The sequence below is a fragment of the Frateuria hangzhouensis genome (assembly GCF_026410505.1).
GTDB lineage: Bacteria > Pseudomonadota > Gammaproteobacteria > Xanthomonadales > Rhodanobacteraceae > Frateuria_A > Frateuria_A hangzhouensis.
Genome location: NZ_JAPMIU010000009.1, coordinates 21,972 through 35,799, shown reverse-complemented (window position 1 = coordinate 35,799; position 13,828 = coordinate 21,972). Strand labels below are relative to the sequence as shown.

16 protein-coding genes are annotated in these 13,828 nt (G+C 68.1%); 4 read left to right on the top strand and 12 right to left on the bottom strand.

Going from position 1 to position 13,828, the window contains the following annotated elements:
* Positions 1 to 51: 51 nt before the first annotated feature.
* A complete protein-coding gene (locus OSC30_RS11055; protein WP_267171906.1) occupies positions 52 to 480 on the top strand; it encodes a SufE family protein in 429 nt (142 codons plus the stop codon).
* A 226-nt stretch (positions 481 to 706) separates the two neighbouring features.
* On the opposite strand, the gene dksA is transcribed toward OSC30_RS11055, so the two are convergent.
* Positions 707 to 2,008, bottom strand: coding sequence for an RNA polymerase-binding protein DksA (gene dksA, locus OSC30_RS11050; protein WP_267171905.1), 1,302 nt, complete (start codon positions 2,006 to 2,008; stop codon positions 707 to 709).
* A gap of 123 nt (positions 2,009 to 2,131) precedes the next feature.
* Here dksA and yidD point away from each other — a divergent pair, with 123 nt between their 5' ends.
* Entirely contained in the window at positions 2,132 to 2,383 is a 252-nt protein-coding gene (yidD, locus tag OSC30_RS11045; RefSeq protein ID WP_267171904.1) for a membrane protein insertion efficiency factor YidD, read from the top strand.
* Positions 2,384 to 2,504: 121 nt separating this feature from the next.
* Here the strand turns inward: yidD and folE2 are convergent, their stop codons facing one another.
* The 7 genes from folE2 to efp all read right to left on the bottom strand — a co-directional run bounded on the left by folE2 (position 2,505) and on the right by efp (position 8,145).
* Complete coding sequence (folE2, locus tag OSC30_RS11040; protein ID WP_267171903.1) at positions 2,505 to 3,452, bottom strand: GTP cyclohydrolase FolE2; 948 nt, start codon at positions 3,450 to 3,452, stop codon at positions 2,505 to 2,507.
* A 124-nt stretch (positions 3,453 to 3,576) separates the two neighbouring features.
* On the bottom strand, positions 3,577 to 4,425 hold the full coding sequence (locus tag OSC30_RS11035; RefSeq protein WP_267172022.1) for a squalene/phytoene synthase family protein: 849 nt from the start codon (positions 4,423 to 4,425) through the stop codon (positions 3,577 to 3,579).
* Positions 4,425 to 5,105 (bottom strand): phosphoglycolate phosphatase, encoded by a 681-nt coding sequence (gph, locus tag OSC30_RS11030; protein WP_267171902.1) that lies wholly within the window; start codon positions 5,103 to 5,105, stop codon positions 4,425 to 4,427. The genes OSC30_RS11035 and gph overlap by 1 nt, the downstream gene beginning before the upstream one ends.
* On the bottom strand, positions 5,102 to 5,812 hold the full coding sequence (gene ubiG, locus OSC30_RS11025) for a bifunctional 2-polyprenyl-6-hydroxyphenol methylase/3-demethylubiquinol 3-O-methyltransferase UbiG (protein WP_267171901.1): 711 nt from the start codon (positions 5,810 to 5,812) through the stop codon (positions 5,102 to 5,104). The genes gph and ubiG overlap by 4 nt, the downstream gene beginning before the upstream one ends.
* Positions 5,813 to 5,897: 85 nt before the next feature.
* Positions 5,898 to 6,152 carry a YciI family protein gene (locus OSC30_RS11020; RefSeq protein WP_267171900.1) on the bottom strand — a complete coding sequence of 85 codons (255 nt, stop codon included), beginning with the start codon at positions 6,150 to 6,152 and terminating at the stop codon, positions 5,898 to 5,900.
* A gap of 11 nt (positions 6,153 to 6,163) precedes the next feature.
* On the bottom strand, positions 6,164 to 7,495 hold the full coding sequence (locus OSC30_RS11015; RefSeq protein WP_267171899.1) for a TRZ/ATZ family hydrolase: 1,332 nt from the start codon (positions 7,493 to 7,495) through the stop codon (positions 6,164 to 6,166).
* Between the two features lie 80 nt (positions 7,496 to 7,575).
* Positions 7,576 to 8,145, bottom strand: a complete 570-nt coding sequence (gene efp, locus OSC30_RS11010) for an elongation factor P (protein WP_267171898.1) — start codon at positions 8,143 to 8,145, stop codon at positions 7,576 to 7,578.
* An 87-nt stretch (positions 8,146 to 8,232) separates the two neighbouring features.
* Between efp and epmB the strand changes: the two genes are divergently transcribed.
* Both epmB and OSC30_RS11000 read left to right on the top strand, forming a co-directional pair.
* Positions 8,233 to 9,243, top strand: a complete 1,011-nt coding sequence (gene epmB / locus OSC30_RS11005; RefSeq protein WP_267171897.1) for an EF-P beta-lysylation protein EpmB — start codon at positions 8,233 to 8,235, stop codon at positions 9,241 to 9,243.
* Positions 9,244 to 9,437: 194 nt separating this feature from the next.
* Positions 9,438 to 11,477 (top strand): EAL domain-containing response regulator, encoded by a 2,040-nt coding sequence (locus tag OSC30_RS11000; RefSeq protein WP_267171896.1) that lies wholly within the window; start codon positions 9,438 to 9,440, stop codon positions 11,475 to 11,477.
* Between the two features lie 173 nt (positions 11,478 to 11,650).
* On the opposite strand, the gene rplS is transcribed toward OSC30_RS11000, so the two are convergent.
* The 4 genes from rplS to rpsP are packed head-to-tail and all read right to left on the bottom strand — an operon-like array spanning position 11,651 to position 13,637.
* A complete protein-coding gene (gene rplS / locus OSC30_RS10995; RefSeq protein ID WP_267171895.1) occupies positions 11,651 to 12,052 on the bottom strand; it encodes a 50S ribosomal protein L19 in 402 nt (133 codons plus the stop codon).
* Between the two features lie 25 nt (positions 12,053 to 12,077).
* Positions 12,078 to 12,845 carry a tRNA (guanosine(37)-N1)-methyltransferase TrmD gene (gene trmD / locus OSC30_RS10990; RefSeq protein ID WP_267171894.1) on the bottom strand — a complete coding sequence of 256 codons (768 nt, stop codon included), beginning with the start codon at positions 12,843 to 12,845 and terminating at the stop codon, positions 12,078 to 12,080.
* Positions 12,846 to 12,861: 16 nt separating this feature from the next.
* Positions 12,862 to 13,377: a ribosome maturation factor RimM gene (rimM, locus tag OSC30_RS10985; protein WP_267171893.1), complete on the bottom strand. Its 516-nt coding sequence runs from the start codon at positions 13,375 to 13,377 to the stop codon at positions 12,862 to 12,864.
* A gap of 2 nt (positions 13,378 to 13,379) precedes the next feature.
* Complete coding sequence (rpsP, locus tag OSC30_RS10980) at positions 13,380 to 13,637, bottom strand: 30S ribosomal protein S16 (RefSeq protein WP_267171892.1); 258 nt, start codon at positions 13,635 to 13,637, stop codon at positions 13,380 to 13,382.
* Positions 13,638 to 13,828 lie beyond the last annotated feature (191 nt).

The window sequence follows — 13,828 nt, the reverse complement described above, 5'->3', positions numbered from 1 at the left end:
TCGCAAGGCTGGCTTCAGCCCACCAGCCGCAGCCTGCGCGATAATGCGCCCATGAATACGACCGCCCCCAGCGCCGCGCAGGCGCAACAGGACATCGCCGAGGAATTCGCTTTCTTCAGCGACTGGTCCGAGCGCTACCAGTATCTCATCGACCTGGGCAAGCAGTTGCCCTCCTTCCCCGACGAGTGCAAGACCGAGGAATGGCGCGTGCATGGTTGCCAGTCGATGGTGTGGCTGGTGCCCAGCGGCGATGCGCAACGCATGCACTTCGCTGCGATCAGCGACTCGGCCATCGTGTCCGGCCTGATCGCGTTGGTGCTGCGGGTCTATTCCGAGCGGCCGGCGGCGGAGATCGTCGCGACGGAGCCGGCATTCGTGCAGTCGATCGGCCTGGCCAAGCATCTCTCCCCCACCCGTTCCAACGGCCTGGCGGCCATGCTGGCCAAGCTCAGGGGCTACGCGGCACAAGCGCTGGCTTGATACCAGTGGTGCGGAGAATCGGCACGAGCCCACTTGTGGGCGATCGGGCGAGCCAGGAGCATCGCCCACAAGTGGGCTCCTACAACGTCCGGCGGGGGAGGCTTTGCCATGGCGCCATGTCCGTGACCAGCCAGTTCAGGTCGGCTACAGCGGATTCTGCTCACCCCGGAGAACAAAGGCCCCGCACGTGGCGGGGCCTTGTTTCCTGCGCCTTGGGCGGGAAAACTCAGTCGCCCATCTGCTTCTGCAGGTGCTCGCGGCGTTCCTGCGCATCGAGCGACAGCGTGGCGATCGGGCGGGCGTCGAGACGTTCCAGGCCGATTTCCTCGTCGGTTTCTTCGCAATAGCCGTAGCGGCCTTCCTCGATCCGGCGCAGCGCCTTGTCGATCTTGGAGATCAGCTTGCGATAGCGATCGCGAGTGCGCAGTTCCAGCGAGTTTTCGGTCTCGCGGGTCGCACGCTCCGCCTCGTCGCCGACATCGCGCACCTCGTCGCGAAGGTTTTCCATCGTCTGGCGGGATTCCTCCACCAGCTGATCGCGCCAGTCACGCAACTTGTTGCGGAAGTAGGCGAGGTGCCTGGGGTTCATGTACTCCTCGTTGTTGTTGCTCGAGGGACGGTAACCCGGCGGCAGGTCGATGGTAATGGTGGAAGGCAGGGCGTAACGGCCATCCTCGCGGGTCACGCCATTGTCGAGAGTCGTTGCGGAATTATTCATTGAGGACTGCGGGGTCTTCTGTTTCTTGAGTGGAGTATGACGTGCGGTGGCGGTAGCCACGCGCGGGGACGCCATTGCGACGGCACTGGCCACTTTGCCCTTCATGGGCGCAACGGCGGGTGATGGAGATGTTTGCTTGGCCACGACCGATGCGGCCGGCTTCGCCGGCGCCGGTGCCTTGGCGGACTTCGCGGCGGCCTTGGCAGGCCGGGCGGCGGCCGCGGATGGGCGGCGCGCGGCTTTGTCGACAACCTTGTAGGGCACCTTCGGCGTGGCGGCCTTCTTGCTGACGGCCTTGCTGCCCGTCTTCGCGGTCGCCTTGGCTGCTGGCTTGGCTGCCGGCTTGGCCGATACGGCCTTCTTCGGTGCCACCTTTTTCGCAGCGGCCTTTTTCGGCGCTGCCTTGGCTGCGGATCTGGCTGCGGGCCTGGCGGCTTTCGCCACCGGCCTGGAAGCGGGCTTGCTGGCGGGTGTGCCCTTTTTCACGGCCGGCACCGGCTTGCGGGCGGCAGTCTTGCTGGCAGGCGTCTTCGCAGCCGACTTCTTGAGCGGAGCCTTCTTTGCCACGGCCTTGCTTGCGGATTTTCCCGCCGACTTGGCGGCGGCCTTGCCGGCGACCGGCTTGCGTGCCACGGGCTTCTTCGCCGCGGCCGGCTTGCTGGCCGCAGGCTTCCTGGCGGCGCTGCTCTTGCTGGCCCGGGCGCTGGTTGCGGCGACCTTGGGCTTGGCAGTCTTGGCCTGTTTCGCCGGGGCGGCAGTCTTCCCTTTCTGCGCCTTGGCGGCGGTCGAACTACGAGTCGTTTTCGCCATTTCCCTTCACCGTTTTGGCCGTGGCGGCCGGGTGTTATAGCCCATGCGCCTTACACCAGCAACAGGCATCTGGAATACTTGGAGCACTACATGCCGCGAGCCGTTTGGGCTGCGTGAACGAAAGTGACCCGATTCCTGCTCCTCCTGCTTGGCTTGTACAAACGCGTGTTGAGCCCCCTGCTGGGACCGCGTTGCCGCTTCCACCCCAGCTGTTCCGATTATGCACGGATTGCGATTCTGCGCTTCGGCCCGCTGCGCGGCAGTGCGCTGGCGCTGTGGCGCATCCTGCGCTGCCAGCCCTTGTGCACCGGCGGGATGGACCCGGTACCGGAGCATTTCCATTTCACCCGCTGCCGCTCCCACGGGGAGCATTGATCTCCCGCACCGAATACCCGTGTCGCCGCGCATCCCGTAGGGTGGGCTTCAGCCCACCATCTCGCGCCGGCATCGGGGATGGTGGGCTGAAGCCTACCCTACGGCGCGGCAGCCGCGGAACTTACCTGGCGGAACCGTAGCCGCCGGGCACGCCCTTGCTGGCGTAGGCCACGGCGTCGTGCGGGTGCAGGCTTTCCTGGTGCTCCAGGCGCACATGGAAATCGGCGATGCGCGGATCGGCGTCCAGTGCCTTCTGGATGCGTCGCGCCGCGTCCTCGCAGAACATCAGGTTGCCGCCATTGGCCTGCGCGAAGGCCTGCTCGTCCTCGCGCTTGACCGCCGTCTGCACCGGTGTGCCCAGCGCCTGCTCGACGCGATCCAGCGTCGCAATCAGATTGAAGCCCTCGCCTTCGGCCAGGCGCACCAGCAGCCGCGCCACGCTGCGCTGCGCGTGCGGCGTGGCGACGATGCCCTGCTCGCTGCCCAGCCAGGCCAGCACGGCGGCGTGGTCGACCGGACCCGACGCGTCGAAGTCGCGCGCGAACTGTTCCTGGATCAACTGGCGCGACAGCGCCGCCGATGCCGGGCAGGTGGAGGAATAGACCACCTCGGTACCCAGTTCCAGCTGGAAGCCGTTCGCGCCCAGGCTCGCCTCGATCGACACGGGATAGGCGCGCCAGCCGCTGTTGCCGCTGCGCAGCGCGGACCGGCGGACCAGGTGGTCGAAGCGGATGCTGATTCGCGCGTGGTCGGACAGATCCTTGTGCGAATCGAGGAAGGCGCGCAGCAGCGATTCGATCATCGCCGCATCCAGCGGCCGGGCGCTCAGGTACTGGTCCACCAGCAGGTACAGGCGCGACATGTGGATGCCGCGCTTGTCCGGCCGGGTCAGGTTGACGAACGCGCCGACCTGCGCGCTGGCGCGCTCCAGATTGCCGTCGCCCGCATCGAAGCGCACCGGCACCTCGATGCCGTCCATGCCCACCCAGTCCAGCGCCCCGGCCAGGTGCGGCTGTGCCTGGACGGCGACGTCGGGCAGCAGGCGGGCGGTGTTTTCGTGGCTGTGCATGGAATGTCCTTGCGGCAGGCGGTAGCGCCGTGCGGCTTTCTATTTTGGGGCACTGGACGCGGTGGCAACAGGTACGCTGCGGAAACACTGTGTCGAGTGACGGCAACTGCGCGCCGACGCGGGCTCAGGCGCCGCTCGCGCGCCGCCAGCGGCGCGCCGCCTGCCAGGCGGCCAGGGTGGTTGCCAGGCCGCCGGACTGGCGGGCGCGCTGCAGGGTTTCCAGCGGTTCGGCGGCGGCGGCGGCGCGCAGGGCGAGGCGCCCCGCCTCGCGCGCTTCCACGGCACGGAACACGCTGAGCGGCCCGGGCAGTCGCGCCGCCGCGCGCCAGGCCGAGGTGATCTCGCCCAACTGGTCGCGCACGGCCGCGTTGCGCGCCGGACCCGGGCGCCGCAACTGGTCCCTGCTCAAGCCGTGGCGCGCGAGCGCGGCCATCGTCAACGGCAGGCGGTCGCGTTCGGCATCATCGTCCAGCCGGCGCAGCGCGTGCAGCAGGTGGGTGAGCGCGGCGAGCCGGGCGGCCCGATCGGGCGCGGCCGATTCGTCGAACCACCAGGCGGTTTCCAGTGCGGCCAGTGCGCCATGAAGTTGCGCGGCGGCGTCGAGCTGTGCCGTGAAATCGGCCGCGGTGCCCTCCTCCAGCTGCGCCATCGCCGCCAGCACCGGCGCCAGCCAGCGCTCGCTGTCGATACGGCTGGCGCGGTCGTCGTCGAACAGCACCTGGGTCAGCGGATGGCGCCCGCCGCCCTGTCCTGCACCGGCCAGCTCCTCGGCCCACCAGTTGAGCTTGGTGGCGGCCACCTGCGGCTCGCGGATGCCGTAGGCGGCGCCCACGATCTCCTGCTCGAGCGCCGCCAGCGCGATATGCCCGGGCCAGCGCGCCGGCTCGACGAAGGCGAGCGCGATGCGTTGCGCCGGTTGCAGCGCCAGCCACTTGTCGACGTAGCTCTGCAGTGCGTTGCCGCCGGCGTCCATCACGCCACCGCCTGGCCGTTGCGCAGCCATTGGGCGAACTGCACGGGCGTCTCCAGTACGGCATCGGCGTCCCACTCGCGTGGGTCGCCGCCATCCAGGTAACCCCAAGCCACCGCGACGGTGTAGAGCCCGGCCGCGGCACCCGCCATGACGTCGCGGCGGTCGTCGCCGACGAACAGGCTGCGCGCCGGGTCGATGCCGGCGTGTTCGCAGGCCAGGCGTACCGGGGCCGGGTCGGGCTTCTTCACCGGCAGCGTGTCGCCACTGACCACCGCCGCCGCGCGACCGGCCCAACCGATCCGCCGCAGCAGTTCGTCGGTCAGGAAGCCGGCCTTGTTGGTGACGATGCCCCAGCGCACGCCGGCGGCCTCGAGCTGGCCGAGCATGGCCTCGATGCCGTCGAACGGACGCGTGGCCTCTCCCATCACATCGCCGTACAACGCCAGATAGCGCTCGACTCGCGCTTCCACCGCCACTTCGCCGAGCGACCCGAACGCGCAGCGCAGCACCGCGCGCGCACCACGCGAGACGACTTCGCGCACGGGGGCATATGGCGGCACGGGCGCGCCCTCTTCCTCGCACTGGCGCCGGAGCGCCACATAGAGATCCGGAGCGCTGTCGAGCAGGGTGCCGTCGAGGTCGAACAGCACGCCCTCGATCGGGGACGGCAGCGGCCTCATGCCGGCTTGCGCGCGCACAACAGATAGTTGATCGCGGTAACGCGGCTCAACGATGCCTTGCGGGACAGCGGGTTGTAGGCCAGGCCCGACACGTCCTCCAGCTCCAGCCCCGCGTGGCGCAGCAGGCGGCCGAGCTCGGAAGGCTTGAGGAATTGTGCGTAGTGGTGCGTGCCGCGCGGCAGCAGGCGCATCACGTATTCGGCGCCGAGGATGGCCGCGCCGAACGCAGCCGGCGTGCGGTTGAGGGTGGACATGAACAGCCGCGCCCCGGGCTTGAGCAGTGCAGCCAGGTCGTTCACCAGCGCTGCCGGATCGGGCACGTGCTCGATCAATTCCATGCAGCACGCCGCGTCGAAGCTGGCAGGCTCGGCGGCGGCCAGCGCGGCCGATGACTGCACGCGGTAGTCGACCTTCAGCTCCGACTCGAACAGGTGCAGCCTGGCGACCTCGATGACCTTCTCGCCCAGGTCGATGCCGGTCACCTGGGCACCGTCGCGCGCCAGCGCCTCGCTGAGCAGTCCGCCGCCGCAGCCGACGTCGGCCACCTTCGCGTTGCGAAGATCCACGCGGGCGGCCACGTAGGCGGCACGCACGGGGTTGAGGTCATGCAGCGGGCGCGATTCGCCGTCCGGATCCCACCAGCGGGCGGCCAGCTTGTCGAAGCGGGCGATTTCGTCGGGGCTGACGTTGGCGGTGGTTTCGGTCATGACACGGTCCTTAGCAACAAGGCTTTTCGTAGGAGCCCACTCGTGGGCGATGCTCTTGGGCACTCCTACAAGGGATGGCGGATGGTTAGTGCGCCTGCCATTCGTACACCGCCACGTCCCAACCGCCGCTGACGTGCGTCGGATCGCGGTGGGCGATGGTTCGTGCTTCGGCCAGGTCCGCCGCTTGCAACAGATAGGCCCCGCCGGTCCTGTCGGCGAACGGGCCGTAACGTTCGACGCGGCCCTCCGCACGAAGCTCGTCGAGGAACCGTTGGTGCGCCGGCACCACCGCCGCGTCGAACTGCGGGCGGCGCATCACCATGACGAGATAGAGCTTCATGGGCGGCTTTCCTAGGAGAACGCCGCGATGCGCTCGCGCCAGGCGTGCGCCTTGGCCAGAACCTCGGTCGGATCCAGGCCGATCAGTTCGCGCGCGGCCAATTTGCGGCGGCCGGCGATCCACACGTCGGTGACCTGGTGCCGCCCGGCCGCGTAGGCCAGCTGCGAGGCGATATGGAACAGCGGCTGCGTCTCGATGTCGGTCAGCCGCACGGCCGCGAGGTCGGCCTGCTTGCCCGGCTCGATCGAACCGATGCGATCCTCCAGGCCGATCGCCCGGGCGCCGTTGAGCGTGGCTGCGCGCAGCGCATAGGCGGCATCGAACGCGGCCGCGTCGCCGGCGACCGCCTTGGCCAGGATCGCCGCCGTGCGGATCTCGCTGACCATGTCCAGGTCGTTGTTGGAGGCGCAACCGTCCGTTCCCAGTGCCAGATTGACGCCGGCACGGCGCAGTTTCTCCGCCGGGCAGAAACCGGAGGCGAGCTTGAGGTTGGACTCGGGGCAATGCACCACCGACACGCCGGCCTCGGCGCAGGCGGCGATCTCGCCCTCGGTGACCTGGGTCATGTGCACGGCGATCAGGCGGTCGTTGACCAGACCCAGCTTCTGCAGGCGCTGGAACGGGCGCAGGCCGGACTTCTTCTTCTCTTCCTCCACCTCGGTCGCCGTTTCGTGCAGGTGCAGGTGGACCGGGATGTCCAGCTGGTCGGCCAGCACGCGGATGCGCTCGAAGCTGTCATCGGACACCGTGTAGGGCGCGTGCGGTGCGAACGCGGTGCCGACCAGGCCATCGCCGCGGAAGCTGTCGTGCACCTCGCCGGCGCGCTCGAAATATTCGTCCTGGCTCTTGGCCCAGGCGGTGGGAAACTCGATCACCGGCAGGCCGACCACGGCGCGAAAACCCAGCCGCCGGTAGGTCGCGCCGATCACGTCGGGGAAGAAGTAGTTTTCGTTGGCGCAGGTGGTGCCGCCGCGGAGCATCTCGGCCACCGCCAGCTCGACGCCGTCGCGCACGAACTCCGGCCCGATCACCTTGGCCTCGGCCGGCCAGATGTGCTGCTGCAGCCAGGTCATCAGCGGCAGGTCGTCGGCCAGGCCGCGCAGCAACGTCATCGGGTTGTGCGTGTGGCTGTTGACCAGGCCGGGGATCAGCGCGTGCTCGCCAAGCTCCACCCGCTCGCGCGGCGCGTAGGCGGCGCGCGCCTCGGCGATCGGCAGCACCGCCTCGATCCGGCCGCCGTCGATCGCCACCGCGTGGTTGTCGAGCACCACGGCGTGCGGTTCGACGGGAACCACCCAGCGGGCTTCGATGAGTAGGTCGATCTCGATGGCGGCTGGACTCATTGCGGTCTCGCGTGACGGATGGAACGAAAACGGCACGGCGCCTGCGCTGCCGTGCCGTCCGGTTTGCTGCCGCCGGCTGCTTACTTGCCGACGCGGCTGACGTATTCGCCGGTACGGGTGTCGACCTTGATCACCTCGTCGGTGCCCACGAACAGCGGCACGCGCACCACCGCGCCGGTTTCCAGCGTCGCCGGCTTGCCGCCGCCGCCGGAGGTGTCGCCACGGACGCCCGGGTCGGTTTCGGTGATCTTCAGCTCGACGAAGTTCGGTGGCTGCACGGTGATGATCTCGCCGTTGAACAGCGTCACCACGCACTCTTCCTCGCCCTTGAGCCACTTGGCCGCATCGCCGACGCCGGCCTTGCTGGCCTGGTGCTGCTCGAAGGTCTCCTGCTGCATGAAGTGCCAGAACTCGCCGTCGGAGTACAGGTACTGCATGTCGGTGTCGTTGACGTCGGCGACCTCGAAGGAATCGGACGACTTCATCGTCTGCTCGGTGGTGCGGCCGGTCTTCAGGTTGCGGATGAAGATGCGGGTGAACGCCTGGCCCTTGCCCGGCTTGACGAAGTCGGCATCGGTGATGACCCACGGATCATTGTTGTGAAGGATCTTCATGCCCTTCTTGACGTCGTTGAGACCGGCGGTTGCCATGCGCTTTCTGCTCCAGAGAGATGAATACCGCCCCGCGGCGGCTAAAATGGGGTTTGTACGGGCCCGAAGCCCGCCTCAAGGCCGACCATGATAACCGCAAGCCCCGTTGGGCGCCTATCGCCGACCACGCCCGACTGGCGCGAACTGTGGCGCGATGCCATCACCGACGTGAACGAACTGCTGCATTGCGTCGGGCTCGGTCACCTGGCCGACCGGCTGCCGCCGGGCGACGCCGGCTTCGCGCTGCGGGTGCCGCGCGGCTTCGTCGCGCGCATGCGCCCGGGCGATCCCCGCGACCCGCTGCTGCTGCAGGTGCTGCCGCAGCTGGCCGAGCTGGACCAGGTGCCGGGGTTCGTCGCGGACGCCGTCGGCGACCTGGCCGCGCGCGAGGCGCAGGGCGTGCTGCACAAGTACCACGGCCGCGCACTGCTGATCGCCAGTGGCAGTTGCGCGGTCAACTGCCGCTACTGCTTCCGCCGGCATTTCCCCTATGGCGAGGAGATCGCCGCGGCCGGCCAATGGCGGCAGGCGCTGGCCCACCTGCGGGACGACCCGACGATCAGCGAGCTGATTCTCTCCGGCGGCGATCCGCTGGCGCTGGCGACCCCGAAGCTGGAGGAACTCACGCGTGGCCTGGCCGCATTACCGCACGTGAGCCGCCTGCGCATCCACACCCGGCTGCCGGTGGTGCTGCCCGAGCGCATCGACCCGTCGTTCCTGGCATGGCTGGACGCACTGCCGCTGCAGAAGGTGATCGTGCTGCATGCGAACCACGCCAACGAGTTCGACGAGCACGTGGATGCCGCCTGCGCCACCCTGCGCCAGGCCGGCGCCACCCTGCTCAACCAGTCGGTGCTGCTGCGCGGGATCAACGACGATGCCGGCACGCTGGCGGCGCTCTCCGAGCGCCTGTTCAGCGCCGGCGTGTTGCCGTACTACCTGCATCAGCTCGACCGCGTGCAGGGCGCGGCCCACTTCGAGGTGGACGACGCGCGCGCGCTGGCGCTGGTCGAGGCCGTGCGCGGTCGCCTGCCTGGTTACCTGGTGCCGCGACTGGTACGTGAAGTGGCCGGGGACGGCTCCAAGCGTCCGCTGTAGCGCCAGCCGGCCAAGGCAACGTGCGCCTCGCCGCGGCGAGGCGCACGTTGCCTTTATGAGCGTTGCCGCTGGCGCTCGTTCGGGGAATCCGTTACAAACCTTGGACGGGGTGGACGGCCAGGCCGGCTCGCCCTTCCGGTCGCGGCGAGGGGCGCCAGCGACCCCGCCGATCCAGGGGCAGCCGCCAGGGCTCAATGAAAAAAGATTCCGTCATCAAGATCCTCTTCGTCGAGAAATCCGTCGAGGATGCCGAACAGATCATCAGTCTCCTGCGCAACGCCGGCATCGCCGTGCGTCCGGCGCGGGCGACCCAAGCCGAGCAGGTCAAGGCGGCGCTGGACGAGCTGGAACCGGACGTCGTGCTGTTCGATCCGGCCGCCGGCCTGGAGCTGCGCGAGGTCGTCCATTTGCTCGACGCGCATGGCCGCGACGTGGCCCTGGTGGCGCTGGTCAACCAGCTCGACACCCAGAGCGTGGCGGAGATGTTCGCCGGCGGCGTGCGCGGCACCGCGCTGCGCACCCAGCCCAAGCAGTTGATCGCGGTGCTGCAGCGCGAATTCGACGCGCTGAACACGCGCCGCCAGGTGCGCCTGCTGGAGGCTGCGCTGCGCGAGTCGGAGCGCCGCTGCGACGCCCTGCTCGATTCCTCCACCGACGCCATCGCCTATGTACACGAAGGCATGCACGTGCGCGCCAATCGCGCCTATCTGGAAACGTTCGGCTACGACGACTTCGACGACCTGCTCGGGCTACCGGTGCTGGACCTGATCGGCACGGCCGACGCCGAGGCTTTCAAGAGCCTGCTGCGCAGCCATTCGCGCAAGGAAAAGGCGCCCAACCAACTGGAGCTGCAGACCCGGCGCGCCGACGGCGGCAGTTTCAAGGCCACGGTGGAATTCGCCGGCGCCACGTTCGAGGGCGAGCCCTGCCTGCAGATCGTGTTCCGTCGCCAGCAGGTCGACCAGGCACTGATCGAGCAATTGCAGCGCGACGCCGTCACCGGCCTGTTCAACCGCGCCCGCACGCTCGAATACATCGACGAGGCGGTCGCCGCCGCGGCCAAGGGCAAGAAGGGCCAGACCCTGCTGCTGATCGAACCGGACAACTGGCAGACCATCGTCGCCGGCATCGGCCTGGGCCAGGCCGACGAGCTGCTGGCCGCCTTCGCCGGCCGCGTGAGCGCATTGCTGGGCGAGAGCGACATGGGCGGCCTGCTGGCCGAACACACCCTCGGCGTGATGCTCGATTCGCGCAGCGACGAGGCGATCAAGCAATGGATCGAGGCACTGCTGCAGGCCGTCGCCAGCGACATCTTCGATGCCGGCACCCGCTCGATCACCGTCACCGCCAGCATCGGCGGCAGCCTGCTGGGCGAGAAGAACGCCAACGCCGAGCTGCTGCTCAACCAGGCCAGCCAGGCCCTGCGCAATGCGCAGAGCCAGGGCGGCGGGCGCGTGGAGCTGCACGACCCGGCGGCCCGCGAAAAGGCCGAGGAGGAGCGCGAGCGCTACTGGCTGCAACTGCTCAAGCAGGCGCTGACGCAAGACAACTTCATGCTCTACCACCAGCACACCGTCAGCCTGCAGGACGCCGAGGGCGAGTATTCCGAGGTGCTGCTGCGCATGAACGGACCGCAGGGCGAGGTGCTGCCGGGCTTCTTCATGCCGATCGCCGAGAAGCACCAGCTCACCCCGGCAATCGACCGCTGGGTGCTCAACCGTGCCATCGAGACGCTCAAGGCGCGCGACGGCCAGGGCATCCAGACCACTTTCTTCGTCAAGCTCACGGCCGAATCCATGCAGGACGCCACCTTCCTGCCGTGGCTGGAAGACCGGCTCAAGCGCGCCGCGCTACGCCAGGGCCAACTGGTGCTGGAAATGACCGAGAGCAAGGTGGTCACGCTGCTGCGGCCGGCACAGGAATTCATCAACCGCTGGAAGAAGATCGGCGGCCGCTTCGCACTGGAGCAATTCGGCTCGGGGCTCAACTCGTTCCAGTTGCTGGCGCACATCGATGCGGACTACCTGAAGATCGACCGCACCTACATGAACCAGTTGCCCCAGCACCCCGAGAACCAGAAGAAGATCGGCGAGATCTGCGCGCAGGCCCACGAGATGAAACGGCTGACCGTGGCCGAATGGGTCGAGGACGCCACCAGCACCTCGCTGCTGTTCGCCTGCGGCGTCGACTTCGTGCAGGGCAATTTCCTGCAGGAACCGCAGCCGCTGGCCTAGCCGACCTGGCGTCAGACCCATGTAGGAACGCCCTTGGGCGCGACCACCATGCGCCGGCTGGCATGGCGGTCGCGCCCAAGGGCGCTCCTGCAGTCGGACTCCAGGTGCCACGGGACGACAAAAACCCCGCGGATCGCTCCGCGGGGTTTCTGTTCTTGCCTGAAGCGGACCGCTTACTTGGCGGCGGCGGCAGCGGCGGCCTTCGCGGCAGCCTTGGCGGCCGACACGGCGGCGATGTCTTCCTTGATGCGGGCAGCCTTGCCTTCCAGACCACGCAGGAAGTACAGCTTGGCGCCGCGCACCTTGCCCTTGCGCTTGACCTGCACCGAGTCGATCGTCGGGCTGTGCGCCTGGAACACGCGCTCCACGCCCGTGCCGTGCGAAATCTTGCGCACGGTGAAGGCCGAATGCAGGCCGCGGCTGCGCTTGGCGATGACCACGCCTTCGAAGGCCTGCACGCGCTCGCGGTTGCCTTCCTTCACCTTGACGTTGACCACCACGGTGTCGCCAGGGCCGAATTCCGGCAGCTGGCGGGTGATCTGCTCGGCTTCGAACTGTTCGATGATCTTGTTCATGGCAACACCTGATTAGATTTGCAAATTACTGCGGCTTGACGGCCGCTTCGTCGTGCCGCATGTGCTCGCGGCGGAATTCTTCCAGCAATGCACGGGACGTCTTGTCCAGCGCGCATTGCGCCAAAAGGTCGGGCCGGCGCAGCCAGGTCCGTCCCAGCGACTGCTTCAGGCGCCAGCGGCGGATCGCCGCGTGGTCGCCGGAGAGCAGCACTTCCGGCACGTCACCCAGTGCGTCGTGCACCGGCTTCGCGTAGTGCGGACAGTCGAGCAGCCCGTTCGAGAACGAATCCTGCTCGGCGGACTGCGCGTCGTTCAACGCGCCTTCCTGCAACCGGCCCACCGCGTCGATGACCACCGCGGCGCCTAGCTCGCCCCCGGACAGCACATAATCGCCGATGGAGAGCTCCTCGTCGACCTCGTGCGCCAGCAGGCGTTCGTCCACTCCTTCGTAACGCCCACAGAGCAAGGCGATGCGCGGCCGTTTCGCCAGCGCTTCCACCCTGCCCTGCGTCAGCCGCGCTCCCTGCGGGCTGAGGTAAATCACGTGCGCCGGTTCCGGCGCTGCCTCGCGCATGGCCTTCATGGCCGCCCGCAAGGGCTCGATCAGCATCACCATCCCGGGCCCGCCGCCGCAGGTGCGGCCGTCCACGGTACGGTAGTTGTCGGTGGCGAAGTCGCGCGGGTTCCAGGTTTCCACCTGCAGCAACTGGCGCTGCTGCGCGCGTCCCACGACACCGACGGCGGCGCACTGGCGCATGAAGTCGGGAAACAGCGTGACGACATCGATGCGCATCGGATCCCCCGCTTGGCTAGAACTCAGGATCCCAGTCCACCACCATGCGCCCACCGGACAAGTCCACCGAACGCACGTAAGTCCCCTGGACGAAGGGCACCAGCCGCTCGCGCGTGCCGTCCCTCACTACCACCACGTCGTTGGCGCCGGTGGCGAACAGATGGCTCACCCGTCCCAGCGACACGCCCTCGATGGTGACGACCTCCAGACCCTCGAGGTCGACCCAGTAATACTCGTCCTTGCCAGGTGGCGGCAGCAGCTCGCGGGCGACATGGATGTCCTGACCCACCAGCGTCGCCGCCGCATCGCGGTCATCCACGCCCGGCAACTGGCAGACAAGCCCCTTGCCCTGCGGATGTCCCTTGATCCCGGCGACCTCCCTGACCTCGCCCGGCGCCATTTCGAGCAGCCAGGGCTGGTACTTGAAGATCTGCGTGCGGGGCTCGGTCCAGGATTCGATCTTGAGCCCACCCTGCACGCCATGCAGACCGACGATGCGCCCGACCAGGACGCGCCGACCGGCTGCGGCCATGCTTAGGCAGCAGCCTGCTGCTTGCCGGCTTCCTTGAGCAGGGAGGCGACCTTGTCGGTCAGCTGGGCACCCTTGCCCACCCACTCGTTGACGCGCTCGACGTTCAGTTCGAGGCGCTTGTCCTTGCCGGACGCGACCGGGTTGTAGAAGCCCACGCTCTCGATGTTGCGACCGTCGCGCTTGTTGCGCTGATCGGTGACCACGACGTGGTAGAACGGACGGCCCTTGGCGCCACCGCGCGAAAGACGAATCTTGACCATAAATAAAAGCTCCAGAGGTGCCGGTGAGCCGGCAGCACGCACGGGATCCGCGCGCGGTAAACGCGGCATTTTAGTGGATTTTCGGTAAAAGGGAAGAGCCGGGTGAAGGTGCCAGGGGCTGAGGACGGCTAGCGAAGGCGCAAGCTTGCCGGTTCACTCGCCCGTGCAGCGCTTGCTACTCGCCCCTCGTC